At 58.3% G+C, this 23,446-nt stretch carries 21 protein-coding genes; 14 read left to right on the forward strand and 7 right to left on the reverse strand.

What is annotated here, in order from left to right:
- The first annotated feature begins 23 nt into the window (after positions 1–23).
- The 7 genes from AC1DFB_RS16755 (at position 24) to AC1DFB_RS16785 (ending at position 8,486) form a co-directional block, all read left to right on the forward strand.
- The gene (locus AC1DFB_RS16755; protein WP_170408491.1) at positions 24–1,283 is read left to right on the forward strand and encodes an RsmB/NOP family class I SAM-dependent RNA methyltransferase; all 1,260 of its coding nucleotides are present in this window, start codon (positions 24–26) and stop codon (positions 1,281–1,283) included.
- 88 nt (positions 1,284–1,371) lie between these two features.
- Positions 1,372–3,111 carry a heparinase II/III family protein gene (locus AC1DFB_RS16760; protein ID WP_480921706.1) on the forward strand — a complete coding sequence of 580 codons (1,740 nt, stop codon included), beginning with the start codon at positions 1,372–1,374 and terminating at the stop codon, positions 3,109–3,111.
- Between the two features lie 22 nt (positions 3,112–3,133).
- On the forward strand, positions 3,134–4,723 hold the full coding sequence (purH, locus tag AC1DFB_RS16765) for a bifunctional phosphoribosylaminoimidazolecarboxamide formyltransferase/IMP cyclohydrolase (protein ID WP_480921707.1): 1,590 nt from the start codon (positions 3,134–3,136) through the stop codon (positions 4,721–4,723).
- Positions 4,723–5,193, forward strand: coding sequence for a signal peptidase II (lspA, locus tag AC1DFB_RS16770; protein WP_170394647.1), 471 nt, complete (start codon positions 4,723–4,725; stop codon positions 5,191–5,193). The genes purH and lspA overlap by 1 nt, the downstream gene beginning before the upstream one ends.
- Before the next feature lie 50 nt (positions 5,194–5,243).
- A complete protein-coding gene (locus AC1DFB_RS16775; protein ID WP_170566971.1) occupies positions 5,244–5,759 on the forward strand; it encodes a DUF3035 domain-containing protein in 516 nt (171 codons plus the stop codon).
- 85 nt (positions 5,760–5,844) lie between these two features.
- Complete coding sequence (locus AC1DFB_RS16780; protein WP_170513933.1) at positions 5,845–7,185, forward strand: M16 family metallopeptidase; 1,341 nt, start codon at positions 5,845–5,847, stop codon at positions 7,183–7,185.
- The gene (locus AC1DFB_RS16785) at positions 7,182–8,486 is read left to right on the forward strand and encodes a M16 family metallopeptidase (protein ID WP_170626781.1); all 1,305 of its coding nucleotides are present in this window, start codon (positions 7,182–7,184) and stop codon (positions 8,484–8,486) included. Before AC1DFB_RS16780 ends, AC1DFB_RS16785 begins: the two co-directional genes overlap by 4 nt.
- A 526-nt stretch (positions 8,487–9,012) precedes the next feature.
- On the opposite strand, the gene AC1DFB_RS16790 is transcribed toward AC1DFB_RS16785, so the two are convergent.
- From AC1DFB_RS16790 to deoC, 4 genes are read right to left on the reverse strand one after another with little or no spacing between them, the layout of a single operon-like run.
- Positions 9,013–9,294, reverse strand: coding sequence for an SDR family oxidoreductase (locus AC1DFB_RS16790; protein ID WP_480921708.1), 282 nt, complete (start codon positions 9,292–9,294; stop codon positions 9,013–9,015).
- Positions 9,218–9,829 carry an SDR family NAD(P)-dependent oxidoreductase gene (locus AC1DFB_RS16795; protein WP_480921709.1) on the reverse strand — a complete coding sequence of 204 codons (612 nt, stop codon included), beginning with the start codon at positions 9,827–9,829 and terminating at the stop codon, positions 9,218–9,220. Before AC1DFB_RS16795 ends, AC1DFB_RS16790 begins: the two co-directional genes overlap by 77 nt.
- A 25-nt stretch (positions 9,830–9,854) precedes the next feature.
- A complete protein-coding gene (locus AC1DFB_RS16800) occupies positions 9,855–12,188 on the reverse strand; it encodes an aldehyde dehydrogenase family protein (protein WP_480921710.1) in 2,334 nt (777 codons plus the stop codon).
- Between the two features lie 11 nt (positions 12,189–12,199).
- On the reverse strand, positions 12,200–13,198 hold the full coding sequence (deoC, locus tag AC1DFB_RS16805; RefSeq protein ID WP_480751126.1) for a deoxyribose-phosphate aldolase: 999 nt from the start codon (positions 13,196–13,198) through the stop codon (positions 12,200–12,202).
- Positions 13,199–13,397: 199 nt separating this feature from the next.
- Between deoC and AC1DFB_RS16810 the strand changes: the two genes are divergently transcribed.
- The 6 genes from AC1DFB_RS16810 to AC1DFB_RS16835 all read left to right on the forward strand — a co-directional run bounded on the left by AC1DFB_RS16810 (position 13,398) and on the right by AC1DFB_RS16835 (position 20,708).
- On the forward strand, positions 13,398–14,351 hold the full coding sequence (locus AC1DFB_RS16810; protein ID WP_170408483.1) for a metal ABC transporter solute-binding protein, Zn/Mn family: 954 nt from the start codon (positions 13,398–13,400) through the stop codon (positions 14,349–14,351).
- Between the two features lie 3 nt (positions 14,352–14,354).
- Positions 14,355–15,158, forward strand: a complete 804-nt coding sequence (locus AC1DFB_RS16815) for a metal ABC transporter ATP-binding protein (RefSeq protein ID WP_480921711.1) — start codon at positions 14,355–14,357, stop codon at positions 15,156–15,158.
- 2 nt (positions 15,159–15,160) lie between these two features.
- Entirely contained in the window at positions 15,161–16,366 is a 1,206-nt protein-coding gene (locus AC1DFB_RS16820) for a metal ABC transporter permease (RefSeq protein ID WP_480921712.1), read from the forward strand.
- The gene (locus tag AC1DFB_RS16825; protein WP_170426196.1) at positions 16,363–17,292 is read left to right on the forward strand and encodes a metal ABC transporter permease; all 930 of its coding nucleotides are present in this window, start codon (positions 16,363–16,365) and stop codon (positions 17,290–17,292) included. Before AC1DFB_RS16820 ends, AC1DFB_RS16825 begins: the two co-directional genes overlap by 4 nt.
- A 283-nt stretch (positions 17,293–17,575) precedes the next feature.
- Positions 17,576–19,426: a DNA mismatch repair endonuclease MutL gene (mutL, locus tag AC1DFB_RS16830; RefSeq protein WP_480921713.1), complete on the forward strand. Its 1,851-nt coding sequence runs from the start codon at positions 17,576–17,578 to the stop codon at positions 19,424–19,426.
- 52 nt (positions 19,427–19,478) lie between these two features.
- Positions 19,479–20,708: a DNA recombination protein RmuC gene (locus AC1DFB_RS16835; protein WP_170408478.1), complete on the forward strand. Its 1,230-nt coding sequence runs from the start codon at positions 19,479–19,481 to the stop codon at positions 20,706–20,708.
- A gap of 3 nt (positions 20,709–20,711) precedes the next feature.
- Here AC1DFB_RS16835 and AC1DFB_RS16840 read toward each other — a convergent pair whose 3' ends face one another.
- From AC1DFB_RS16840 to AC1DFB_RS16850, 3 genes are read right to left on the reverse strand one after another with little or no spacing between them, the layout of a single operon-like run.
- A complete protein-coding gene (locus AC1DFB_RS16840) occupies positions 20,712–21,116 on the reverse strand; it encodes a hypothetical protein (RefSeq protein ID WP_480893851.1) in 405 nt (134 codons plus the stop codon).
- Between the two features lie 49 nt (positions 21,117–21,165).
- Complete coding sequence (locus AC1DFB_RS16845) at positions 21,166–21,816, reverse strand: ChrR family anti-sigma-E factor (RefSeq protein WP_170802570.1); 651 nt, start codon at positions 21,814–21,816, stop codon at positions 21,166–21,168.
- A 10-nt stretch (positions 21,817–21,826) separates the two neighbouring features.
- Complete coding sequence (locus AC1DFB_RS16850; RefSeq protein WP_480922626.1) at positions 21,827–22,483, reverse strand: sigma-70 family RNA polymerase sigma factor; 657 nt, start codon at positions 22,481–22,483, stop codon at positions 21,827–21,829.
- 147 nt (positions 22,484–22,630) lie between these two features.
- On the opposite strand from AC1DFB_RS16850, the gene AC1DFB_RS16855 reads away from it, so the two are divergent.
- Positions 22,631–23,401 carry a DUF1365 domain-containing protein gene (locus tag AC1DFB_RS16855; RefSeq protein WP_170802569.1) on the forward strand — a complete coding sequence of 257 codons (771 nt, stop codon included), beginning with the start codon at positions 22,631–22,633 and terminating at the stop codon, positions 23,399–23,401.
- Positions 23,402–23,446: the final 45 nt, after the last annotated feature.

The following is a 23,446-nucleotide window of genomic DNA, read 5'->3' on the forward strand; positions in this document are numbered from 1 at the left end:
GGTCACGAGAGGCACTCAGCATCATGTCAAACTCTGCAACCGCCGCGCGGCGCAGTGCAATCTATCTGCTGGATCAGATATTGGGCGAGGGGCGGCTGTTACCTGAATGTCTGGCGGCGGGCGCATTGGATCGTCTGGTACCCGAGGATCGCGCGCGCGCGCAGCGTCTGACTATTGAAACCCTACGCGGGCTTGAGCGTGCCGACCGGCTGTTGGCCGATCACTTGCGGCAGACACCGGCGCTAACGGTGCATAACGCGCTGCGGCTTGGAACGGTCGAGTTGTGTCAGGGCGAGGCCGCGCATGGCGTGGTCAATTCGATGGTCGAGATCGTGGGACGCTCGCGCAAGCATGGGCGGCTCAAGGGGTTGGTGAATGCAGTCTTGCGCAAGATTGCCGCCGATGGGCCGGATGCTTGGCCCAAGATGCGCGTGCCCCGTCTGCCCGACTGGCTGCGCGATCCTCTGATCATGGCGTGGGGCGATGACGCGGTAAAGGGTATGGAACAGGCCCATTTCAATGGTGCACCGCTGGACGTGACGCTGAAACCGGGCGCTGAGGCGCCGGGCGGAGAAGCCCTGCCCACCGGCTCAGTCCGTTTGCAGGATGCGGGGCAGGTGTCGGCTTTGCCGGGCTACAAGCGTGGAAACTGGTGGGTTCAGGATGCGGCAGCGGCGCTGCCTGTGCGCGTGCTGGCCCCGAAAGCCGGGGAAAAGGTGTTGGACCTTTGCGCCGCGCCCGGTGGCAAGACGTTGCAATTGGCTGTGGTAGGGGCAGAAGTCACGGCGCTGGATATCTCCGAAACACGGTTGGAGCGGGTGCGCGAGAACCTGAAACGGACAGGTTTGAAGGCTAAGGTGATCGCTGGTGATGCGCTGGACCATCAGGGCCAGTATGATGCCATCCTGCTCGACGCGCCGTGTTCGGCCACGGGCACGATTCGCCGCCATCCTGATTTACCCTTCGCCAAGGATGGCTCGGAATTCGGGGGATTGATCGAGCTACAGGCCCGTATGCTGGCCCATGCCTGGACCCTGCTCAAACCCGGAGGCCGATTGGTATATTGCACCTGTTCCTTGTTGCCGGACGAAGGAGAGGTGCAGATCGAAGAGGCGCTGGATCAATACCCGGATATGCAGATTGACCGTGCGGCGCTTGAGATTGCGGGCGTTGAACCGGACTGGATTACAGAAGAAGGTGGCTTGCGTCTGCGCCCGGATTTCTGGCCGGACAAGGGTAGCATGGACGGGTTCTATATCGCCTGTCTGAACAAATCCGCTTGAGGCGACGCTTTTCGATGACTTGACGCGCGGACCGGTCTATCGTGTGTTCAAGCGCCCGCAGAGCGCAAGGGGCAGAGTCGCAAGCGTCATGTCAGAATCGGACACAATGGCCAATCGCTGGATGCGGTTTCAGAACCGCCTTTACGCGCGCCTGAGCCAAAGGCGGAAGGCGGTTTCGGGATTCGTCAGCCAGCCTGAGCCGCGCACCGTCGGTTCGTATGCACGCGGGCGACAACTGGTGGCCGGGAATCTCCTTTTCGCTGGATATCTGGTCGAGGCGGATGACACCGATCTCTGGGATGTTGCTGCGCCCAGTCCGGATTTTGATGATGAACGCCACGGTTGCATCTGGCTGGATGATCTGGCAGCCGTCGGCGATATGCGCGCCCGTGAAAAGGCGCAGCGATGGGTCTGGGGCTGGATCACCGCACATGGGCGCGGGAAGGGACCCGGCTGGGCGCCGGACCTGACCGGGCGTCGGGTGATGCGCTGGATCAACCACGCGCAATTTCTGCTACGCGGCGCTGATGAGGCGCAAAGCAGAGCTTTCTTCCGCTCCTTGGCACAACAAACATGGTTTCTTTCCAAACGCTGGACAGCAGCAACACCAGGATTGCCGAGATTCGAAGCGCTCGCAGGGCTGGTTCAGGCTGGTTTGGCCCTGGAGGGGTTGGAGCAACTGGCTGATCCCGCATTGCGCGCACTGGCCCGGGAATGCGACCGCCAGATCGATGCCGAGGGCGGCATTCTCACCCGCAACCCTGAGGAATTGCTGGAGGTCTTCACTCTGCTGGCCTGGACCTCTGCTGCACTTGGTGAAGTTGGCCGAGGCACGCCTGCCTCTCAGACCGGGGCGATCAAGCGCATTGCACCTACTCTGCGAAATCTGCGTCATGCAGATGGATCTCTGGCCAGATTTCACGGGGGCGGGCGTGGGCTTGAAGGGCGGCTGGATCAGGCACTGGCACAAAGCGGTGTCAAGCCGCAGCAGCATTCGGACCTGTCAATGGGTTATGCACGGCTTGCCGCCTCGAGAACCACGGTTCTGGTGGATGCCAGCGCGCCTCCCAAAGGTGCTGCGTCGTTCAACGCCCACGCATCCTCGCTTGCGTTTGAGCTGACCTCGGGGCGCCGTCCTCTGATCGTGAACTGTGGATCAGGCGGCAGTTTTGGGCAGGAATGGCGCAGGGCAGGGCGCGCGACCCCGTCGCATTCGACCCTATGCGTCGAAGGGTATTCCAGCGCCCGGCTTGCAGAAGGCGCAAATGGGTCGTCGCAGGAAGCATTGGTGGATGGCCCGCAGGATGTGCCCGTGGATTTCGAGGATGCATTCGAAGGCACCCGCTTTATGGTGGGTCATGACGGCTACGCCAAAGTGTTTGGCCTGACCCATGCCCGCACGCTTGAACTGCGCTTTGACGGGCGTGAGCTGGTGGGCGAGGATATTCTGCTGACCGCAACCGATAAAGCCAAACGGCAGTTCGATCGCGCGATGGACGGGGCAGGTCTGCAGGGGATAGCCTTTGACATCCGGTTTCACCTGCATCCTGACGTTGATGCGGCACTTGATCTGGGTGGCGCTGCGGTGTCGATGGCGCTCAAGAGCGGTGAGATCTGGGTTTTCCGCCATGATGGCGTTGGAAAGTTGTCAGTTGAACCAAGCGTTTACCTTGAAAAAGGCCGTTTGAAGCCACGCGCGACAAAACAGATCGTTCTATCTGGGCGCGCAATGGAGTATGCGACGCGCATCCGGTGGACGCTCAGCAAGGCTCAGGATACAGCCTATGCCGTGCGGGATACGCACCGGGACGAGCCCGTTTTCGACTGACGCCAAAAGGACCTTTGAACCCATGACCGACCTTCACCCCGTGCGCCGCGCGTTGCTTTCCGTTTCCGACAAAACCGGGCTGATCGAGCTGGGAACGGCGTTGGCCGAACGCGGGGTTGAACTGCTTTCGACCGGCGGTACCGCGAAGGCGCTACGCGATGCGGGGTTGGAGGTGAAAGATGTCAGCGAGATCACCGGCTTCCCCGAGATGATGGATGGCCGGGTCAAAACGCTGCACCCGATGGTCCATGGCGGGCTGCTGGCTCTGCGCGATAATGACACCCATGTCGCCGCGATGAACGAACATGGTATCGGCGCAATCGACCTGCTTGTGGTAAATCTCTACCCGTTTGAAGCGACCGTGGCTAAAGGCGCTGCCTATGATGAGTGCATCGAGAACATCGATATCGGCGGCCCAGCCATGATCCGGGCGGCATCCAAGAACCATGCCTTTGTAAACGTGGTTGTGGATGTCGAAGATTACTCGTCGCTGCTGGATCAGCTGGAAGAGAATTACGGTAAGACTTCTCTGGGCTTCCGTCAGTGGTTGGCGCAAAAGGCCTATGCCCGCACTGCCGCCTATGACACAGCCGTGTCCAACTGGATGGCCGATGCGCTGGAGCTTGAGGCGCCCAAACGCCGCGCCTTTGCCGGTGAGCTGAAACAGACCTTACGATATGGCGAGAATAGCCACCAGTCGGCAGCGTTCTATGTAGATGGCTCGGGTCGTCCGGGCGTGGCGACGGCGGTACAGCATCAGGGCAAGGAACTGAGCTATAACAACATCAACGATACCGATGCCGCCTTTGAGTTGGTCGCTGAGTTCGACCCGGTCGAAGGGGCAGCTTGTGCGATTATCAAGCATGCCAATCCGTGTGGTGTAGCGAAAGGTGCGACGCTGCTTGAGGCCTATAAAGCCGCGTTCGACTGCGACAGGACGTCGGCATTTGGCGGTATCGTGGCGTTGAATCAACCGCTGGACGCGGAAACCGCGCAGGAGATCACGGGGATTTTCACCGAGGTTGTGATCGCTCCAGGGGCGTCAGACGAGGCCAAGGCGATCTTCGCCGCCAAGAAGAACCTGCGCCTGCTGACGACCGAAGCTCTGCCGGATTTGACCGCCGGTGGTAAAACTGTGCGACAGGTGGCCGGTGGCCTGCTGGTGCAGGACAAGGATAACGGCTTTGTTGGTATGGATGATTTGAAGGTGGTCACCAAAAAAGCGCCATCTGAGGAGCAGATGCGCGACCTGCTGTTCGCGTGGAAAGTGGCGAAACATGTCAAATCCAACGCCATCGTCTATGTCAAAGACGGCGCGACCGTGGGTGTCGGCGCGGGGCAGATGAGCCGCGTTGACTCGGCACTGATCGCGGCAAAGAAAGCCGAGCGTATGGCTGATGCGCTGGGCTTGCCCCAGCCGCTGACCATCGGTTCGGCCGTAGCTTCTGATGCATTCTTCCCCTTCCCCGATGGGCTTATGGAGGCCGCCGAGGCAGGCGCAACATGCGTTATTCAGCCCGGCGGTTCGATGCGTGATGATGAAGTGATCGCGGCGGCGGATGAAGCCGGTCTGGCCATGGTCTTCACCGGCATGCGGCATTTCCGTCACTGATGCGCGGTTCGTTCATCCTATGGGCCGGATTGGCGGCGTTTTTGATCGACCAGATCAGTAAGTATCTGGTCGTCCACGTAATGCGCGTGGCGCAGGGCGATATCGACGTGCTGCCACCGCTTCTGGTTTTCAGATACGGCGAGAATCGCGGCATCAATTTTGGCCTGTTTCAGGGCGACGGTGACGCCGCCCGCTGGGTGCTGATCGGGGTTTCCGTGGCGATCTGCCTGGGCGTCCTGATCTGGCTGGGCCGCATCGCTCCTACGAAGCTTCAACAATTCTGCGGGGGTCTCCTGATCGGCGGTGCGCTGGGAAATGTCGTGGACCGGGTGCTTTACGGCTATGTTCTCGACTTTTTGAACATGTCCTGCTGCGGGATCAGCAACCCTTTTGTGTTCAATCTGGCGGATGTGTTCATATTTGCGGGAGCTTTGGGATTGGTCCTGTTCGATGGCAAAAAGCCCTCGTGACCTGCCGGTCGATATGCGATAAAAGCGCCTGAAACTGGCTGGAGACACTGATGCGTATGCCACGCGCCATTCTTGTTCTGACACTCGCCGTTGTCGTTGCGGGCTGTTCCGATATTGGTTTGCGCAATCTTGATCCGCCCGGAGCGGGGCCGGATGAATTTTCGGTATTGCCCGTCAAGCCGCTGACCCAGCCCAAGGACTACGCCTTTCTTCCAGCGCCGACTCCCGGCGGTGCAAACCTGACCGATCCTAACCCCAAAGCGGACGCCGTTGTGGCGCTGGGTGGTAGTGAGGCAGCGCTGAACCCGAATACCTCAATACCGGCCAGCGATGCGGCGCTTGTGACGGCCTCAAGCAGATATGGCGTTCCTGCCAATACGCGTCAGATAACGGCCGAAGAGGATGCGGCTTTCCGCAAAAATCGCGGTCGCTGGACCCGTCTGCGCCTGTTCCCGGTTGATCGGTACTCGCAGGTCTATGAACGTCAGTCAATCGATGCGAACGCGACCAATGAAGCGGCGCGTCGTCGTGGGATCGAAACGCCGTCGGCCCCGCCGCTGGAATGAATTCTTCTTAACTTTCCGTCATTGGCCTTGAACCCCGGCGGCACCACCGTAGTTTGAATATCAGAAATGAAACGGAGGATGCCCCATGGTTCGGGCCCTGGCATTGTCGGCTGCCCTGATCGCCGCCACCCCCTTGTTCGCGAAAGAGGGGCAAGAGGCTGTCACCACATTTACGCTGGAAAACGGCATGGACGTCGTAGTGGTCGAGGATCATCGCGCTCCTGTTGTGCAGCATATGGTCTGGTACCGGGCCGGATCCGCCGATGAACCGATCGGATCCTCTGGCGTTGCGCATTTCCTGGAACATCTGCTGTTCAAAGCCACCGACACAATGGAGGCGGGCGAGTTGTCAGCCACTGTCGCGGCCAATGGCGGCAATGACAACGCTTTCACTTCTTACGACTACACCGCCTATTTTCAGCGCGTCGCCGCTGACCGGTTGGAACTGATGATGCGGATGGAGGCAGATCGCATGCGCAACATCCGCCTGACTGAGAATGATATCATCACTGAACGCGACGTGGTTCTGGAAGAGCGTAATCAGCGGACCGAAAACAATCCACGCGCTCTGTTCGGAGAACAGATGAATGCAGCGCAATATTTGAACCACCGTTACGGAGCGCCGATTATCGGCTGGCGCCACGAGATGGAGGCGTTGGATATGGACGACGCCCTGTCCTTCTACCAGACCCATTATGCACCCAATAACGCCATATTGGTCGTCACCGGAGATGTTGACCCGGACGAAGTCAGGGCGTTGGCCGATCAGTACTACGGTGTTATCCCAGCCAACCCTGATTTGCCCGAGCGGGTACGCTCGCAAGAACCACCCCAGACTGCCGAACGTCGCCTGACCTTCAAGGATGCGCGTGTCGCACAACCCTACGTGCAGCGCAGCTATCTGGCCCCTGAACGGGACGCCGGTGAGCAGGAGAAGGCCGCCGCCCTGTTCCTTTTGGCGGAATTGCTGGGAGGAAGCACAACCTCATATCTGAATGAAAAGCTGCAATTTGAGCAGCAGAAGGTGGTCTATACCGGTGCGTTCTACAAGGGGGTCTCATTGGATGACACGACCTTTGATCTGATCGTTGTGCCGGCTGAGGGCGTTTCGCTTCAGGATGCGGAGGATGCCATGGATCAGGCCGTTGCGGATTTCATCGCGGAAGGTGTCAAGGATGAAGACCTGGAGCGCATTAAGATGCAGCTCCGCGCCGCGCAGACCTATGCGCGCGATAACGTGGACGGTATTGGAAACCGCTATGGTCGTGCGTTGACCAGCGGGTTGACGGTCGAGGATGTGCAGGCCTGGCCCGACATCCTGCAGGCTGTGACGGGTGACGAGATCATCGCGGCTGCCCGTGAAGTGCTGCAACCTGAAACCTCGGTCACTGGCTGGCTGATGCGTGACGATGAGGTGACACAATGAAACGGTTTGCCGCAACGCTAATTGCGCTGATCATTGCCCTTCCCGCCTGGGCCGAGATTAAGATCAAAGAGGTAACCTCGCCCGGTGGTATTACCGCTTGGCTGGTCCAAGATCATTCGATCCCCTTCACTGCGCTGGAACTGCGGTTTCGTGGAGGAACGTCGCTGGATGATCCCGATAAACGCGGCGCGGTCTATCTGATGAGCGGCCTGATTGAGGAAGGCGCCGGCGACATGGATGCCCGCACCTATGCACGCGAACTTGAATCTCTGGCTGCGTCCTTCAGCTACAGGGCAACAGATGATACGGTCTCCATTTCGGCGCGGTTCCTGACTGAGAACCGGGATGAAGTGATTGATTTGCTGCAGACCACAATTCATGAACCGCGTTTCGATGAGGATGCGATCGATCGGGTGCGCGCTCAGGTGATTTCGGGTCTGAAGTCCGACCAGACTGATCCAAGCGATATTGCCGGACGCAGCTTTGCTGAAATGGCATATGGGGATCATCCTTATGCGTCGGACGGTAAAGGTACGATTGAAAGCGTTTCAAGCCTGACCCGCGACGACATCGTCGCTGCCTACGACAATGTCTTTGCCAAGGACAGACTGTATGTCGGGGCTGTTGGCGACATCACGGCAGAAGAGCTGGGCGTACTGTTGGACGAATTGCTGTTGGATCTGCCAGCAACCGGGAAACCCATTCCAGAGAAGGCGAAGGTCACCATTGACGGCGGTGTCAGCGTAGTGGACTTCAACACTCCGCAATCCGTCGCCCTGTTCGGGCAAAGTGGCATTGATCGCGATGATCCCGATTTCTTTGCGGCCTATATCCTGAATCACATTCTGGGCGGCGGCGGTTTCGAAAGTCGCCTGATGCAGGAAGTACGTGAGAAACGTGGTTTGACCTATGGCGTGGCGACCTATCTGGTACCCAAGGATCTGGCGTCAGTGTATCTGGGCTCGGTCTCATCTGCCAATGACCGTATCGCCGAAGCGGTCGAAGTGATCCGACAGGAATGGGCGCGCGCGGCTGCGGAAGGTGTGACGCAGAAAGAATTGGATGACGCCAAGACCTATTTGACCGGGGCCTATCCGCTGCGTTTTGACGGCAATGGCCAGATTGCCGGAATCATGGTCGGGATGCAGATGGAAGATTTGCCTATCGACTACATTGCGACTCGCAACGACAAGGTGAATGCAGTGACCTTGGAGGATGTGAACCGGGTGGCGTCTGAACTGCTGGACCCCGAGGGTCTGCATTTCACCATCGTCGGCAAACCGGAAGGGGTGGACGGCTGACGTCGTCCATCTACCCGCTGCCGAACAGAATTATTCGTTGTTATTGAATAATTTTTCTTGGAATTGACGGCAGTGGGTGATGCGAACCACTGGCGAAAACAATGAGTTTGTGACCTCTTGCAGGGCGCAGCGCCAGACAGAAGATCGGCAATTCTCCGCCTTAAGTAATCGTTAACTCGTCTTGGCCATACTTTGGCCAGAAATGTCGAGAATTCTATGTTAGTCGGGAACGGAGATGGGATTCAGAAGATCAACATCTCCTGAGACGAGGCTTGGGACGGATAGCGGCACCATGATAGTTGCGATAATGGGATCGGGAATACTTGCAGGGTTGTTAACCTTTGCTGCCGCTTTGATTGTCGGTCAATCTCTGCTCAGCGCTTTTGCACTCTACGTGGTGGCCGGTACGCTGACATCGCTTTTGTTAGCAGCGGGTATCTATTTCAGAAGCTCTTGAATTTGGTGGGTTGGAAATAAAGCCCAGCGACTGAAAAGTTTGCCACCAATCGGATTCCTGTGTTCTAACCTAAGCCTGGCCCTTTTTCGCTGCGCGCAGCATCTGACCCATCATCTGGCCAAACTTGCCCGAGCCGCGCTGATACAAAGCCCCGTCAACGGCCATGACTGTTCCGCTGATATAGCTCGCCATATCAGAGCTAAGGAATAGGCAGGCATTTGCCACATCCTGGGGTTGACCCCAGCGACCCAGCGGGACGTCCCGACGCAGCTCTTCATGGGCATTTTCGGTAGGGGCCAGCCGTTTTGCGCCCTCGGTTCCTTCGATAAAACCCGGAACGACCGAATTCACGCGAGATCCCTTCGACGCCCCATTCCATTGAAAGGGTTCGGGTGATTTGATCAACGCCCGCCTTGGCGGCGCAAACATGGGCCTGCCCTTCGTAAGGCAGATAGGATTGCGGGGCCGAAATGTTGATAATGCTGGCACCGGGACGTTTGAGATAGGGGTAGGCCCCTTTCATGACGTGGATCGTGCCCATCAGATCGATATCTATGACCGCCTTGAATGCATTGACCGACATTTCAGATGCCAGCGCTGGGAAGTTGCCGGCAGCACCAGAAATCAGGACATCGAAATCTCCAAAAGCGTCGTGGAATTGCTTAAGGCCTTCGGCTACGGCCTCTGGATTGCGAACGTCGAACGCCGCGCCGATGGCGTCGGATGCGCCTGCTGCTTTCAACGCAGCCACGGTATCATCGACCTTTTCCTGCGACCGGCTGGCGACAGCCAGATTAGCACCCGAGGCCGCAAAGGCCTCGGCAATGCCGCGATTGATACCGCTGGTGCCACCAATGACGATGACGGTCTTACCTGAAAAATCCATTTAGGCCTCCGGTGGTACGGGGGCCTTACTCTCCGTAGGGCACCCAGATGTTTTTCACTTCGGTCGCAGCCTGCAGGAAGCGGCGCGAATGGTCCACGCTCCAGTCAAATGCCGTCGCGTTATTGACCCAAGTCCGCTTCAGATTTCCGGCCGAGACGACCTCGATCTCTTTAGACAGATCGGTGGACGAGAACGACCAGACCGCATCCACGTTCAGATGTGAGGCCAGCGGCTTTGCCAGCTCTGCGTGGCTGCCGGTCAGGATGTTGACCACACCGGCGGGCACGTCCGAGGTTTCTAGGATCTGGTAAAAATCCGTTGCTGCCAGCGGGTAGGGCTCACTTGCCGCCAGAACCACCCGGTTGCCCATCGCAATCGCTGGCGCCATGGCCGAAACTAGACCCAAGAGGGGTGTTTCGTCAGCACACAGGGCGCCGATCACGCCAACCGGCTCTTTCATGGCAATGGCGACGCCCCGGATCGGAACACCATGTACTTGACCATCATACTTGTCCGCCCAGGCGGCGGCGGTGAACAGTCGCTGGATCGAGGCCTCAACCTCTTTCGCGCCGTCTTTCTTACCGGTCATCGCATCAATACGAGCAGCGAACTCACCCGCACGTGCCGAGAGGTTTTCACCGATGTAATACAGAATCTGAGCCCGCAGATGGCCGGTGGTCTTGGACCAGCCTTTTGCACCCGCTGCAGCCTCAACCGCGTTGCGCACGTCCTTACGGTTGGCCAGACCCACATGGCCAAGTAGGCCGGATTTGCCCCAGACGGGTTTCGAATAGCCGCCATCGGGCCGCGCCTGCTTACCGCCGACATACATCTTGGCGGTGCGGTCAATAGGATCGACTGGAGCGCCTTCGCCCATTGCCGCCTCAATCTTCGCCAGCGGTTTGGCCTTGGCTTTGGGCTTGGTATAGGCCGTCAGCCCTTCCCAACCGCCTTCACGGCCAAAGCCGCTTTCGCGTACACCGCCGAACCCGGCAGCAGCGTCGAACAGGTTAGTTGCGTTCACCCAGACCACGCCCGCAACCAGCTTGGGCGCGATATCCAGCGCGAGGTTCACGTTCTCGGTCCACACAGTCGCGGCCAGCCCGTAGCGGGTGTTGTTGGCCAACTCGACCGCTTCTTCCGGGGTGCGGAAGGTCGAAGAAACCAGAACCGGGCCAAAGATTTCTTCCTGCATCAGCGGATCGGAGGTTTCGAGTCCTGAAATCAAAGTTGGTGGATAGTAGCAGCCATTCGAGGGCAGCTCACAGGCCGCCTGATGAACATGCCCAACCGTGTTGCTTTCGACCATGCCCTTGATGGTCTGTAACTGCACGGGGTCCACAACCGCGCCCACATCGATGCACTTGTCCAGCGGATCACCAATACGCAGATTGTCCATCCGGGCACGCAATTTGTCGTGGAAGCGATCAGCGATACCCTCCTGCACCAGAAGGCGCGAGCCCGCACAGCAGACCTGGCCCTGGTTGAACCAGATCGCGTCGACCAAGCCTTCGATCGCTGAATCAATATCGGCGTCGTCAAAGACGATGTAGGCGGACTTGCCGCCCAGTTCCAACGTCAGTTCTTTGCCAGAGCCAGCGGTCGCTTCACGGATGCGACGGCCCACGACGGTCGAGCCGGTAAAGGCGATTTTGTCGACGTCCGAAGACACGATCATCTCACCAACGGCACCATCACCTGTGACGATGTTGACCACGCCTTTCGGCAACCCGGCCTGAGAGCAGATATCTGCAAACAGCAGCGCGGTCAGCGAGGTGTACTCGGCCGGCTTCAGAACCACCGTGTTGCCCATTGCAATTGCAGGCGCGATCTTCCACGCCAGCATCAGCAGCGGGAAGTTCCACGGGATGATCTGGCCGCAAACACCCAGTGCTTCGGCATAGGGCAATTCGCTTTCCATCAACTGCGCCATGCCCGCGTGATAGTAGAAATGCCGCTGTGCCAGGGGGATGTCGATGTCGCGGGATTCACGGATCGGCTTACCGTTGTCGAGGCTTTCGAGCACGGCAAACAAACGCGAGTGCTTCTGCAGCAGGCGCGCAATCGCGTAGAGGTAGCGCGCACGACTGGCACCGCCCAGCTTCTCCCATTTCGGCTGCGCCTTGCGCGCCGCAGAAACGGCGGCGTCCACGTCAGCCTGTTTGGCTTGTGTCAGCTTGGCCAGAACCTCTCCGGTTGATGGGTTGCGGCTGTCGAATCCTTTGCCGGGTTTGGTAAACGCGCCATCGATGTAGTGGCCGAACTTGTCGCCCTGATCGACCAGCCAGGTCAGTGCCTCGGCTGCGCTTTCGGGGGCAGGGCCGTAGTCCATGGTCTCGAAAATCTCTTTGACTGTCATTGTTTTTGTCCTCAGCCCATGGAGTGACGGTAACCGGCGGAGTATGCGCCGGTGACATAGTGTTCCAACTGCCGCTCAATGTCGCCCAGCAATGATGAGGCACCAAAGCGAAACAGATCCGGCTCCAGCCAGCGGTCGCCCAGCTCGTCCTTGATCAGCGACAGATAGACCAGCGCATCCTTGGCTTTCGAAATCCCACCCGCAGGCTTGTAGCCTACGCGATAGCCGGTACGGTCATAATAGTCGCGAATAGCTCGGATCATCACCAGCGACACAGGCAAGGTGGCGTTGACGCTTTCTTTGCCGGTCGAGGTCTTGATGAAATCAGCGCCCGCCATCATGCATACCAGCGAAGCACGCGCGACGTTGCGCAGGCTGCCCAGCTCTCCGGTCGCCAAAATGGCTTTGACATGTGCATCGCTGCAGGCGACGCGGAAGGCCTTCATCTCATCATACAGGGCCTGCCAGTCGCCAGACAGCACATGACGGCGCGAGATGACGATGTCGATCTCCTCGGCTCCGGCCTTCACGCTTTCTTCGATCTCTGCCACACGCAGATGAAACGGAGAGAGCCCAGCCGGGAAGCCAGTGGATACCGCCGCAACCGGAATACCAGTGCCTTCCAATGCGTCCACAGCCGTTTCGATCATGTCATGGTAGACACACACCGCTCCGGTTGTGATCGGCGGCATGTCCAGCGCCTGCAGAACTGAAGACGCGACAGGCTGACGAGCCTTTGCGCACAGGCGACGAACCCGCCCAACCGTGTCATCGCCCGATAGCGTGGTCAGGTCGATCATTGTGATCGCTTTGAGCAGCCATGCGGCCTGGTATTCTTTTTTCACTGACCGCCGACCGGGCAGCGTCGCTGCGCGGCGCTCGATGGCCGAAGTGTTGGCCTGCACGGCCCGCACCCAATCCAGATCCAGATCCATTCCTGGGTTCCGGGGCTCGGTCACTTGCGGCAGATGCGGGGTGCGCACGGTGCTTTCTGAGCTCTGCGTTTCCATTATTCCGTCCTTTTGGAGGTTCGCGTCAAAATCGCATGGGTCGCAGCGAAAGGGAAGGTGTGCCAGCGTCGTAAGGGGCAAATTTTTGACCAAATGGACAAATATAGTCGTTTTCTTGCGAGTAATTCGCATTTGCATTGACTTAGTTGCGAATGGTTCTCATATTTTGACTTAACAGGATAACCGTTCGGAGTCTGAAATGATTCGTCGATCGCTACTTACGGCATTGGCTCTCGTGCTTGTGTGGCCCGTTGCCGCAATCGCTCAAGCGCCGCTGAAAGTCGTCGCCACCACCGGCATGATTGCAGACGCTGCGCGCCAGGTCGGCGGTGAACAGGTCGACGTGAAGGGCTTGATGGGACCCGGTGTCGACCCTCACGCTTATCGCCAGACCCGCACCGATATTGTTGCGATGACCCGAGCTGATCTGGTGCTGTGGCACGGCCTCTATCTAGAGGCTCAGATGGAAGGTTTCTTTGACGATCTGGGCCGCAAGCGGACAGTGGTTGCCGTGGCGGATGGCATCGACACATCGAAACTGCGCGCCCATGACGACTACGCTGACAAATTTGACCCGCATGTCTGGATGAGCCCGGTTCTGTGGCGCGATGTCGTGATCGAAGTGCAGGAAGCTCTGACCGAAGCCCGACCCGAAGCGGCAGATGAGTTCGCAGCCAACGCACAAGCTTTTCTGGCCGAGATCGATCTGCTGGCCGCCTATGGCAAGCAGGTTTTGGCGGCCGTTCCCGAAAACAACCGCGTGCTGGTGACTGCGCATGATGCATTTGGCTATTTCGGTGATGAATATGGCTATGAGGTGCTGGGTATTCAGGGCATCTCGACCCAATCCGAGGCAGGGTTGAACCGGATCGGTGAGTTGGTCGAAACTCTGGTAGAGCGTCAGCTGAACGCCGTGTTTGTGGAGAGTTCCGTTTCAGATCGATCCATGCGTGCCTTGATCGAGGGTGCTTCGGCCGAAGGTCACAAAGTGGGTGTTGGCGGAGAGCTGTATTCCGACGCGATGGGCGAGCCGGGCACATATGAGGGTACTTATATCGGCATGCTTGATCACAACATTACCGTTATCGCCGGCGCGCTGGGCGCGGATGTTCCCGAGCGTGGCATGAACGGCAAACTGTCGGCGGGGTTCTAAACCATGATTGAACTCGCAACAGTTCAGGGCGTTTCTGTCGACGGGCAGGACATCGATCTTTGCCCTCTCGCCATTCGTGGTCTGACAGTCTCATACGGTCAGAAGCCAGCGGTTTTCTCGGTCGATATGACGGTGCAGCCCGGCGCCATGACGGCAATTATCGGGCCAAATGGGGCGGGCAAATCAACCTTGCTAAAGGCTGCTTTGGGGATCGTGTCTCCGTTGTCGGGTCATGTGACCGTGTTTGGTCAGCCGCTCGAGGACCAGCGGGCACGCATCGCCTATGTACCACAGCGCGCCAGCGTGGACTGGGATTTCCCGACGCGCGTGATTGATGTGGTGCTGATGGGCTTGTCGCGTCAATTGGGCCTGCTGGGTCGTGTTCGTGCCCGCCATACCGCCCGTGCCATGGACTGTCTGCACCGTGTCGGGATGCGGGAATTTGCCAACCGTCAGATCGGGCAGCTTTCTGGTGGTCAGCAACAGAGGGTCTTTCTTGCGCGCGCTTTGGCACAGGATGCCGACATGTATTTGTTGGACGAACCTTTTGCAGGCGTGGACGCCGCGACTGAAAAGGCGATCATCGCCGTGCTGAAATCGTTGAAAGAGGCTGGCAAGACCGTTGTTGTAGTGCATCACGATCTGGCCACGGTCACCGACTATTTCGATCATGTGTTCCTGATCAACACCCGCAAAGTGGCCGAGGGACCGGTGGAGCAGGCCTTTACCGCTGAAACGCTGCAGGCCGCTTATGGCGGACGTCTTGCAACGGCTCAAATCGATCAGATTTCGCGCGCGCTGGGGTAGTCATGCTTTGGGAGGCTTTGACGTTACAGCTTGGCTATAACGCCACGCTGGTTGCTATTGGTGCGACGTTACTGGGCGTATCAGCAGGTGTGACGGGCACGTTCTTATTCCTGCGTAAACGCGCGCTGGTTAGCGATGCCATCAGCCACGCGACCCTACCGGGCGTTTGCCTTGCCTTCATGGTGCTGGTGGCCCTCGGTGGTGATGGGCGTAACTTGATCGGACTGCTTGCAGGTTCGGCAATATCCGCATGGGTTGGTTTGCTCTGTATGAACTGGCTGACCAGTCGCACACGTTTGGCAGAAGATGCAGCGATCGGCGCAGTGTTATCGGTGTTCTTCGGTTTTGGGGTCGTACTGCTGACCGTTATTCAAACCATGGGGGTTGGACGCCAGGCAGGATTGGAAGGATTCTTGCTGGGTTCTACTGCTGGGATGCTATGGGCTGATGCTCTGGTCATCGCGATCGGTGGCGTGGCAACGTTGGTACTGGTGATGATCATCCGCCGCCCGATGACGATGGTCGCCTTCGATCCTGAATATGCCGCTGCGCGCGGGTTGCCCGTGCATCGGATTGATCTGGCGATGATGGGGCTCGTGATGGCGGTGACCGTGGTCGGGCTAAAGATCGTTGGTCTGATCCTGATTGTTGCTCTGCTGATCATCCCGCCTGTGACAGCGCGGTTCTGGACGGAGCGATCCGACCGCGTGGTCGTTCTGGCCGGTTTGGCCGGAGGTCTTGCAGGGTATCTGGGGGCAGGCATTTCGGCCTCGGCTCCGAACCTGCCGACCGGACCGATCATCGTTCTGGTCAGCTTTGGGTTCTTTGCCCTGTCGCTCCTGTTCGCGCCGGTTCGGGGTGTGTTGGCAGCTATTCTCAGCCACCTTCGGTTCCAGCGTCGAGTGCACATTCGGCAGGGACTGCTTGCACTGGCGCAGGGGCAGCAAATCTATGAACCCCTAACCATTCGCCTGTTACGCCGCACCGGCCTTGTGCGCGCCGATGGAGTTGCAACGGAGGAAGGGAGGGCGCGTGCGGCCAAGGCCCTACGAGACGAAAAGCGGTGGGAGATCGTCCGCGCGGATCAGGCGCATGAGGCCACTGCGGCGCTGTACGATGGGCTGCGCGATATCGAGACTGTGCTGACTCGCGATCAGATCGCCGAGATCGATCGTCGTATCGGCGGTCCGCAGGAGGTCACGCCATGAGCGGAGAAGAGTTCGTACCCCTGTCGCTGACGCCTTTGTTGATTGGGACATTCGCGGCCATCGCATGCGCTCTGCCCGGCAACTTTCTGGTGCTGCGCAAGCAAGCGCTGATTGGCGACGCGATCAGCCATGTGGTGTTGCCCGGTATTGTCGTCGCGTTTCTGCTCACAGGCGCAATTTCAACTTGGCCGATGATGCTTGGCGCAGCAGGGGCTGCTGTGGTCGCCGTGGTTATGATCGAAGCGATCCGGCGATTGGGTCAGATCGAGCCGGGGGCAGCGATGGGTGTCGTATTCACGACCATGTTCGCCGGTGGTGTCCTACTGCTTGAGCAGACTGACACTTCGACCGTCCATTTGGACGTTGAACATGCGCTTTACGGCAATCTGGAAAGCTTGATCTGGCTGGATGCAACGGACTGGTCGTCGCTGCTGGATCTACAGGCATTGGCAGGGTTGCCACCTGAATTGCCGCGCATTGCGCTGACACTGACGGGGGTCTTGCTGTTCACGTGGTTGTTCTGGCGACCGCTCAAGATATCGACCTTCGATGAAGGCTTTGCGCGCACAATTGGTATCCGCACTGGTGCGTTAGGGATGGCTCTGGTGATCATAGCTGCGATTGCTGCTGTCGCGGCATTTGATGCAGTGGGGTCGATCATCGTGATTGCAATGTTCATCTGCCCGCCAGCTGCGGCACGGATGATGACCAACCGGTTGGAAGTCCAGATCGTCTGGAGTGTCCTGTTCGCAACCCTTTCCGCCGTGTCCGGTTATGTTTTAGCGGGCTATGGCCCATTGTGGTTGGGGGCTGCGGATGCTGTCAGCGCCGCAGGAATGATCGCCACGATATCAGGCCTGATTCTGGCGCTGACCGCTGCTTTTGGCCCATGCCGAACCCGCAGCGGAGCGCCCAGTCAGGCTTGACTTGGCGTATTCACGCCAACGCCCATCACGCAGTTTCGGCTGAACTTCGCCAAATGGAAACAATCACGAATTCTTAACAAGATTTATTCCATTTTCGGTGGTACCAAACTTTCAATTGGAAACCACAAGACCACCACTCACTCTGGTATATCCGGCCAGTTTTGACCTTAGTCGCTACCCCCTTAACGGCGCGGTCAAACTGGCCGGATACCTCGTTTAAAGCCCGCTCTTCACAATTCAAACCGGTGGTCGAATCGCGTGCACATATGCTAGGTCTAGCGGTATGATGTATGCAGACCCCAATATCAGCGACAATCGTCCGGTAATCCGCCAGCTGGATGACGCAGCGATCAACCGGATCGCGGCGGGTGAAGTCGTGGAACGGCCTGCTTCTGCCGTCAAGGAACTGGTCGAAAACGCCATCGATGCCGGGACCACACGTATCGCTATTGAGGTCGCGGATGGCGGCAAGACCCTGATTCGTGTCACCGATGATGGGTGTGGGATCGCAGCGGGGGATTTGCCTCTGGCGCTGTCGCGCCATGCGACATCGAAGATCGACGGGTCAGATCTGTTGAATATCCACACATTTGGATTTCGCGGTGAAGCACTGCCCTCGCTGGGGGCTGTCGGGCGTTTGACCATCACCAGCCGTGTCTCGGGTGCTGATGCGGCCTCGATCCAGGTGTCCGGTGGCAAAATGGATGCAGTGAAGCCAGCAGCCTTGCGCGCTGGGACTGTGGTTGAGTTGCGAGACCTGTTTTACGCCACCCCGGCACGGCTGAAGTTCATGCGCACGGACCGGGCCGAGGCGCAGGCGATTTCAGACATTGTGAAACGTTTGGCGATGGCCGAGCCTTCGGTCGCGTTCACCCTGCGCGATGTCTCGGGCGGGGGAGAGGGGCGCGTGACCTTCCGCGCCGACCGCGAGAATGGCGATCTGTTTGATGCGTTGCATGCCCGATTGGCGCGCGTTCTTGGCCGTGAGTTCGCTGAGAATGCTTTGCAGATCGATGCCACACGCGAAGGGCTCAGGCTTTATGGCTATGCCGCGCTGCCGACCTATTCGCGCGGGGCTGCAGTGGCGCAGTATCTGTTCGTCAATGGGCGACCCGTGCGGGACAAGATGCTGACCGGTGCGCTGCGAGCGGCCTATTTCGATTTCCTCAGCCGCGACCGGCATCCGGCGGCGGCGCTGTTCATAGATTGCGATCCAACGCTGGTGGATGTGAATGTACATCCGGCAAAATCCGAGGTTCGGTTCCGCGATCCGGGCCTCGCGCGTGGCTTGATCGTGTCCAGCCTGCGTCACGCGTTGGCCGAGGCCGGGCACCGGGCATCTTCGACCGTGGCCAACGCAACCTTGGGTGCGATGCGGCCCGAGCCGGCACCTGCAACCCCGGCGCGGGTGTATCAAATGGATCGCCCGTCACCCGCGGCGCGTCAGGCGGCCTATCGGGCGCAGTCTCCGGGCTTTGCGGAACTGTCGCAGGACTATAGCGGACGCATCATGGAACCGGTGCCCGAAACTGCACCGGTGGATGAGCCGCAAGACCTGCCCTTGGGGGCGGCGCGCGGGCAGGTGCACGAGAATTACATCATCGCCCAAACGGCAGACGGCATGGTGATCGTGGATCAACACGCTGCACATGAACGGCTGGTTTACGAAAAGCTCAAGTCCCAGTTGGCCGAAAATGGCGTTGCCGCACAAGCGTTGTTGATCCCCGAAATCGTCGAACTGACAGACGGTGACTGCACACGTCTGATGGCCGTTGCAGAGGACCTGTCGCGCTTTGGATTGACCATCGAACCCTTTGGTGGCGGGGCAATCGCCGTGCGCGAAACTCCGGCCATTCTTGGCGAGGTCGATGCCCGCGCGATGATCCTCGATATCCTTGATGAGCTCTCCGATCAGGGCGAAAGCCAGATGGTGCAAGCGCGGATCGAGGCGATCCTGAGCCGCGTGGCCTGCCATGGCTCGGTTCGGTCTGGCCGTCGGATGCGGGCCGAAGAGATGAATGCCCTGCTGCGTGAGATGGAGGCGACGCCCCATTCCGGGCAGTGCAACCACGGGCGGCCAACTTATGTGGAACTGAAGCTGAGCGATATCGAACGCCTGTTCGGCCGCAGTTGATCCGCTGGCCCGCTCGGGCTATGAAGAATAAAACAAGAACATCTGAGGCGATATGATCGAGATTGCTGGAACCCAATATGCATTGAATGACCCTATCATCCTGATTGCAGGCGGGGTGGTGGTGTTGATTCTGCTGCTTCTGTTTCTGTCACTTCGAGCGTCACAGCGTTCAGCTCGGATGGCGGAGCCGCTGGCCCGGCAGATGGCGCACCTTGGGCAGCATGTGCAGCAACTGGGCCAGGGGCAGGAACAACTGCGGGGTGGCCTACAGCATGTCTCGGACACGCAAGCCAACGCGCAGGTGCAGGTGATCCAGACCGTTGAATCCCGCCTGTCATCGGTGCAACAGCAGATGAATGACCGGCTGGCCGATAACGCGATGAAATCGGCGTGCGCTCTGGCTGAGATGCAGGAGCGGATGAAGGAATCGCTGCATGGTTCGTCGAAACAGACGGCGACCTCGCTGACGCAATTGCAGGAACGTCTGGCAGCCATCGACAAGGCGCAGGACAATATCACCAAGCTTTCAGGCGACGTGCTGTCATTGCAGGATATTCTGTCGAACAAGCAGACGCGCGGGGCATTCGGGGAAATCCAGCTGAACGATATCGTTTCAAAGGCGCTGCCATCAGATAGTTTTCAGCTGCAGGCCACGTTATCGAACGGACGGCGCGCTGATTGCCTGATCAACCTGCCGAACCCTCCCGGACCGATCGTGATCGACAGTAAGTTCCCGCTGGAAGCCTATGAGGCGCTGATCGGATCGACCAACGACATGGAGCTGAAAGCAGCGGTACAGATGTTCCGCAGTACCGTGCGCAAGCACATCAACGATATTGCCGAGAAGTACATTCTGGACGGTGAAACTGCAGATGGTGCGCTGATGTTTCTACCCTCTGAGGCAGTCTATGCCGAGCTGCACGCCAAGTTCCCTGAATTGGTGCAAGAGAGTTTCTCGAAACGCGTTTGGATCGTTTCACCCACAACTTGCATGGCGACGCTGAACACCATGCGGGCGATCCTTAAAGATGCGCATATGCGCGAACAGGCCGGTGCGATCCGCAAGGAATTGGGGCTGCTGCATAAGGATGTGGAACGTTTAGGCGACCGGGTGTCGAACCTCGACCGTCATTTCGGGCAGGCTGCAAAGGATATCTCGGAAATCAAGATCAGCGCGGAGAAGGCGGGTCGCCGGGCGCAACGGTTGGACAATTTCGATTTCGAAGAGCTTGCGCCGGATGACCAAACAAACGTCGTACCGCTGGGCAAAACCGAAGGGTAAGCGTTATTGGATCGACAGGTCCAAATTGTAACCAACCGTCTTGCCTGTGTCGCGATCGTTACCCATCAGATAAACACGTATGGTGTAGTCGCCATCATCGGGAAGCTCGATCCGGGCGGTATTTCCATCGATTGAGCCGTTATAAATTGCGACGCCGTCGCTATCCGGCGGCAAGATGTTAAAGTAGATCACGCCGTTGCCATTGGTGTCACTGACCGTAAGGTCGGCGAACATCTCCTGTCCCGCTTTGGCGCCCAGTTTATAGTCGAAATATTCGTCGCCGGTGACAGTACCGTTAACCATCGTGCCGAAATTGCCCGGTTGGAATTTAACGTCTGCGGACATCTGTGCGGAAACGCTGGCTCCAAAAGTCAGCAAAAGCGCTGTGACTGCCATCCTTAAGAACATTTAAAACCCCGATTTAGTTAGCGTCGATAAACAACCCTACCACGACGGATCAGATTCGAAGGAATGGCTGGAACAGGCGTGGCATCAGCTTGCTGAACTTCAGTGGAGCATCAGTGACGGCCAGGCAAATGCAGTCTTCAGAGATATCTGCCGTAGGGGTATGATGGATAGACTGGTCAGCGATTTCGACATCGCCGCGGTCGAAGCGGTCGATCTCGTCAGAGAATGCACCCTGCAGGACCATCGTCAGTTCTATGCCATTATGGCTGTGATCCGGCACTGCTGCCCCGGCGGGGATAAACAACAACCGGGCGGTGGCTTCGCTGGTCGTGGGCAGGATTGCCTGTTTGACACCCATGCCGACGGGCTTCCATTTGATCGCGTTCACGTCGCCACCGACATAGTCCTGCAGCGGAGTCGGAAGAACTGCACAAGACGGGTGCGCGGGTTTCACCTTTGGTGCGCCCTGAGCAATCAATGCCATTGTTGCCGCCAGTGAGCCGTCACTCATGCTTGCTGACGCATCTTGTTCATGCAAAACGCATCCGCCAACTGCGTCAAAGCTTTCAGCGCGGGCGCGGCAGTGGTCGCACAGAGACAGATGCGTTGCGACCATCAGGTCAAACGCTTCGGGCAGATTGCCTGCGGCATAGGCCATCAGCAGGTCGTCTGTCAGGTGATGTTTAATCTCGTTTTTCATGCTCGTCATCTCAGTTCATCGCGTGGCGCAAGCGGTCCAGCGCCAGCCGTATCCGTGATTTGATCGTTCCCAAGGGCAACCCGGTCTGAGATGCGATTTCTCGATGGCTCAGATCTCCGAAGTAGGCCTTCTCGATCAGCTGTCTTTGCGCCTCAGGTAATGCCGCCATGGCATCACGCAGCTGCGCGGTTTCCTGTTGCAGCGCTAGAACGTCTTCCTGTTCCGGCTCCGCCTCCGGCCCCCACCCGAGGTCTTCGGGTTCGGGGCGGCGTTGCTTGCGCAATACGTCAATGCGCTTGTTCCTTGCGATCGTGAACACCCAGGTCGCAACCGTTGCCCTTGTCGGGTCAAACAGATGCGCCTTGTGCCACAAGGTCGCCATGACTTCCTGCGCGCATTCTTCAGCCAGGGCGGCATCCGAACCGGACTTGATCAGGAACGCCTTGATACGAGGCGCGAAATGCTGAAACAGTTCGGCGAAGGCCGCCTGATCCTGAGCGTCTCGGATTCGACGGACGTGTTCCACCCAATCCTTTCTGGCGTCGCAAGTATTATTCTGTCCGTTCACCGAGTTGCCCTTAAAACGCTTAGGTCCGCGCCAAACAATTCTTCCAGCAGCTTCTGCCGCCGGTTCGTCCAATGTCGCGGTGTCAGTCTCGGTAAACATAACCACAATACGTGGGGACACCCAAGGTGGATCAGTCGGTTGGATAAATTTCATCCAAAACCGGCTGAATATCGTATTGTGAGATACCAGATATGCGGAAATGCATGTCAATTGAATGATTTGCGGGCAGGACGGAAAATCTGTTTCATGAACAGAATTGATTATATCGCGGGCCATACCTTTCACGGGCGCAAAGGTGCGGTCGAGAATGCGTTTCGCTATTCCGTCGATTACATCTTGCTAGACCCCGAGGCCCACCCCAAGACTCCATCCCTGTTTTCGATCAATGGCGCGAACCTGACAAGCTGGCGAGATTGCGATCATGGGGGTGAACCTGGTCAGGGTCGCGGGGCGATCTGGCTGCGTGAATGCTTTGAGGCGCAAGATATTCCACAACCGGACAGGATGACCTTGCTGACACAACCCCGTGTGTTAGGGCATGTGTTCAATCCGGTCAGTTTCTGGTTCTGTTTTGATAAAGATAACCAGCTTTATGCTGTGGTGGCCGAGGTGACCAACACTTATGGCACACGCCATAGCTACTTGTGCCACAAACCCGATCTTTCACCGATTGCACCTACCGATCGGATACTTGCGGACAAGCTGATGCATGTCTCTCCGTTTCAGAAGATCGAGGGCACCTATACCTTCCGCTTTGACTATCAGGACGAACGTGTTGGTGTCTGGATCGATTATGGGCGTGCCCGAGGCGGTTTGATTGCCACGCTGACCGGTCCGCGCCAGCCGTACAGCAACCGGATCATTCTAAAGTCTCTCTGGCGGCGTCCGTTCGGCGCGCGCCGGGCGGTATTCCTGATCCACTGGCAGGCGGTGAAGCTGTGGTTCAAACGGGCGCGGTTCAGCCCGTTTCGCACCGCGCCGGTTCCCGATCAGCCTGTATCCCGGTCGCGGCACTAAAGCCCTCCGCTTTGCGCAAGATCAAAGACGGTCACCTGTGGGATC

The organism is Ruegeria sp. S84, assembly GCF_056583445.1.

Coding starts and splice junctions, on each gene's coding strand:
- AC1DFB_RS16825 (WP_170426196.1), top strand. CDS start 16,363: ATGAGCGGAGAAGAGTTCGTACCCCTGTCGCTGACGCCTTTGTTGATT.
- AC1DFB_RS16780 (WP_170513933.1), top strand. CDS start 5,845: ATGGTTCGGGCCCTGGCATTGTCGGCTGCCCTGATCGCCGCCACCCCC.
- deoC (WP_480751126.1), bottom strand. CDS start 13,198: ATGGAAACGCAGAGCTCAGAAAGCACCGTGCGCACCCCGCATCTGCCG.
- AC1DFB_RS16855 (WP_170802569.1), top strand. CDS start 22,631: ATGAACAGAATTGATTATATCGCGGGCCATACCTTTCACGGGCGCAAA.
- AC1DFB_RS16850 (WP_480922626.1), bottom strand. CDS start 22,483: ATGTTTACCGAGACTGACACCGCGACATTGGACGAACCGGCGGCAGAA.
- AC1DFB_RS16840 (WP_480893851.1), bottom strand. CDS start 21,116: ATGTTCTTAAGGATGGCAGTCACAGCGCTTTTGCTGACTTTTGGAGCC.
- AC1DFB_RS16810 (WP_170408483.1), top strand. CDS start 13,398: ATGATTCGTCGATCGCTACTTACGGCATTGGCTCTCGTGCTTGTGTGG.
- AC1DFB_RS16820 (WP_480921712.1), top strand. CDS start 15,161: ATGCTTTGGGAGGCTTTGACGTTACAGCTTGGCTATAACGCCACGCTG.
- mutL (WP_480921713.1), top strand. CDS start 17,576: ATGATGTATGCAGACCCCAATATCAGCGACAATCGTCCGGTAATCCGC.
- AC1DFB_RS16760 (WP_480921706.1), top strand. CDS start 1,372: ATGTCAGAATCGGACACAATGGCCAATCGCTGGATGCGGTTTCAGAAC.
- AC1DFB_RS16785 (WP_170626781.1), top strand. CDS start 7,182: ATGAAACGGTTTGCCGCAACGCTAATTGCGCTGATCATTGCCCTTCCC.
- AC1DFB_RS16835 (WP_170408478.1), top strand. CDS start 19,479: ATGATCGAGATTGCTGGAACCCAATATGCATTGAATGACCCTATCATC.
- AC1DFB_RS16775 (WP_170566971.1), top strand. CDS start 5,244: ATGCGTATGCCACGCGCCATTCTTGTTCTGACACTCGCCGTTGTCGTT.
- AC1DFB_RS16800 (WP_480921710.1), bottom strand. CDS start 12,188: ATGACAGTCAAAGAGATTTTCGAGACCATGGACTACGGCCCTGCCCCC.
- lspA (WP_170394647.1), top strand. CDS start 4,723: ATGCGCGGTTCGTTCATCCTATGGGCCGGATTGGCGGCGTTTTTGATC.
- AC1DFB_RS16815 (WP_480921711.1), top strand. CDS start 14,355: ATGATTGAACTCGCAACAGTTCAGGGCGTTTCTGTCGACGGGCAGGAC.
- AC1DFB_RS16845 (WP_170802570.1), bottom strand. CDS start 21,816: ATGAAAAACGAGATTAAACATCACCTGACAGACGACCTGCTGATGGCC.
- AC1DFB_RS16795 (WP_480921709.1), bottom strand. CDS start 9,829: ATGGATTTTTCAGGTAAGACCGTCATCGTCATTGGTGGCACCAGCGGT.
- AC1DFB_RS16755 (WP_170408491.1), top strand. CDS start 24: ATGTCAAACTCTGCAACCGCCGCGCGGCGCAGTGCAATCTATCTGCTG.
- purH (WP_480921707.1), top strand. CDS start 3,134: ATGACCGACCTTCACCCCGTGCGCCGCGCGTTGCTTTCCGTTTCCGAC.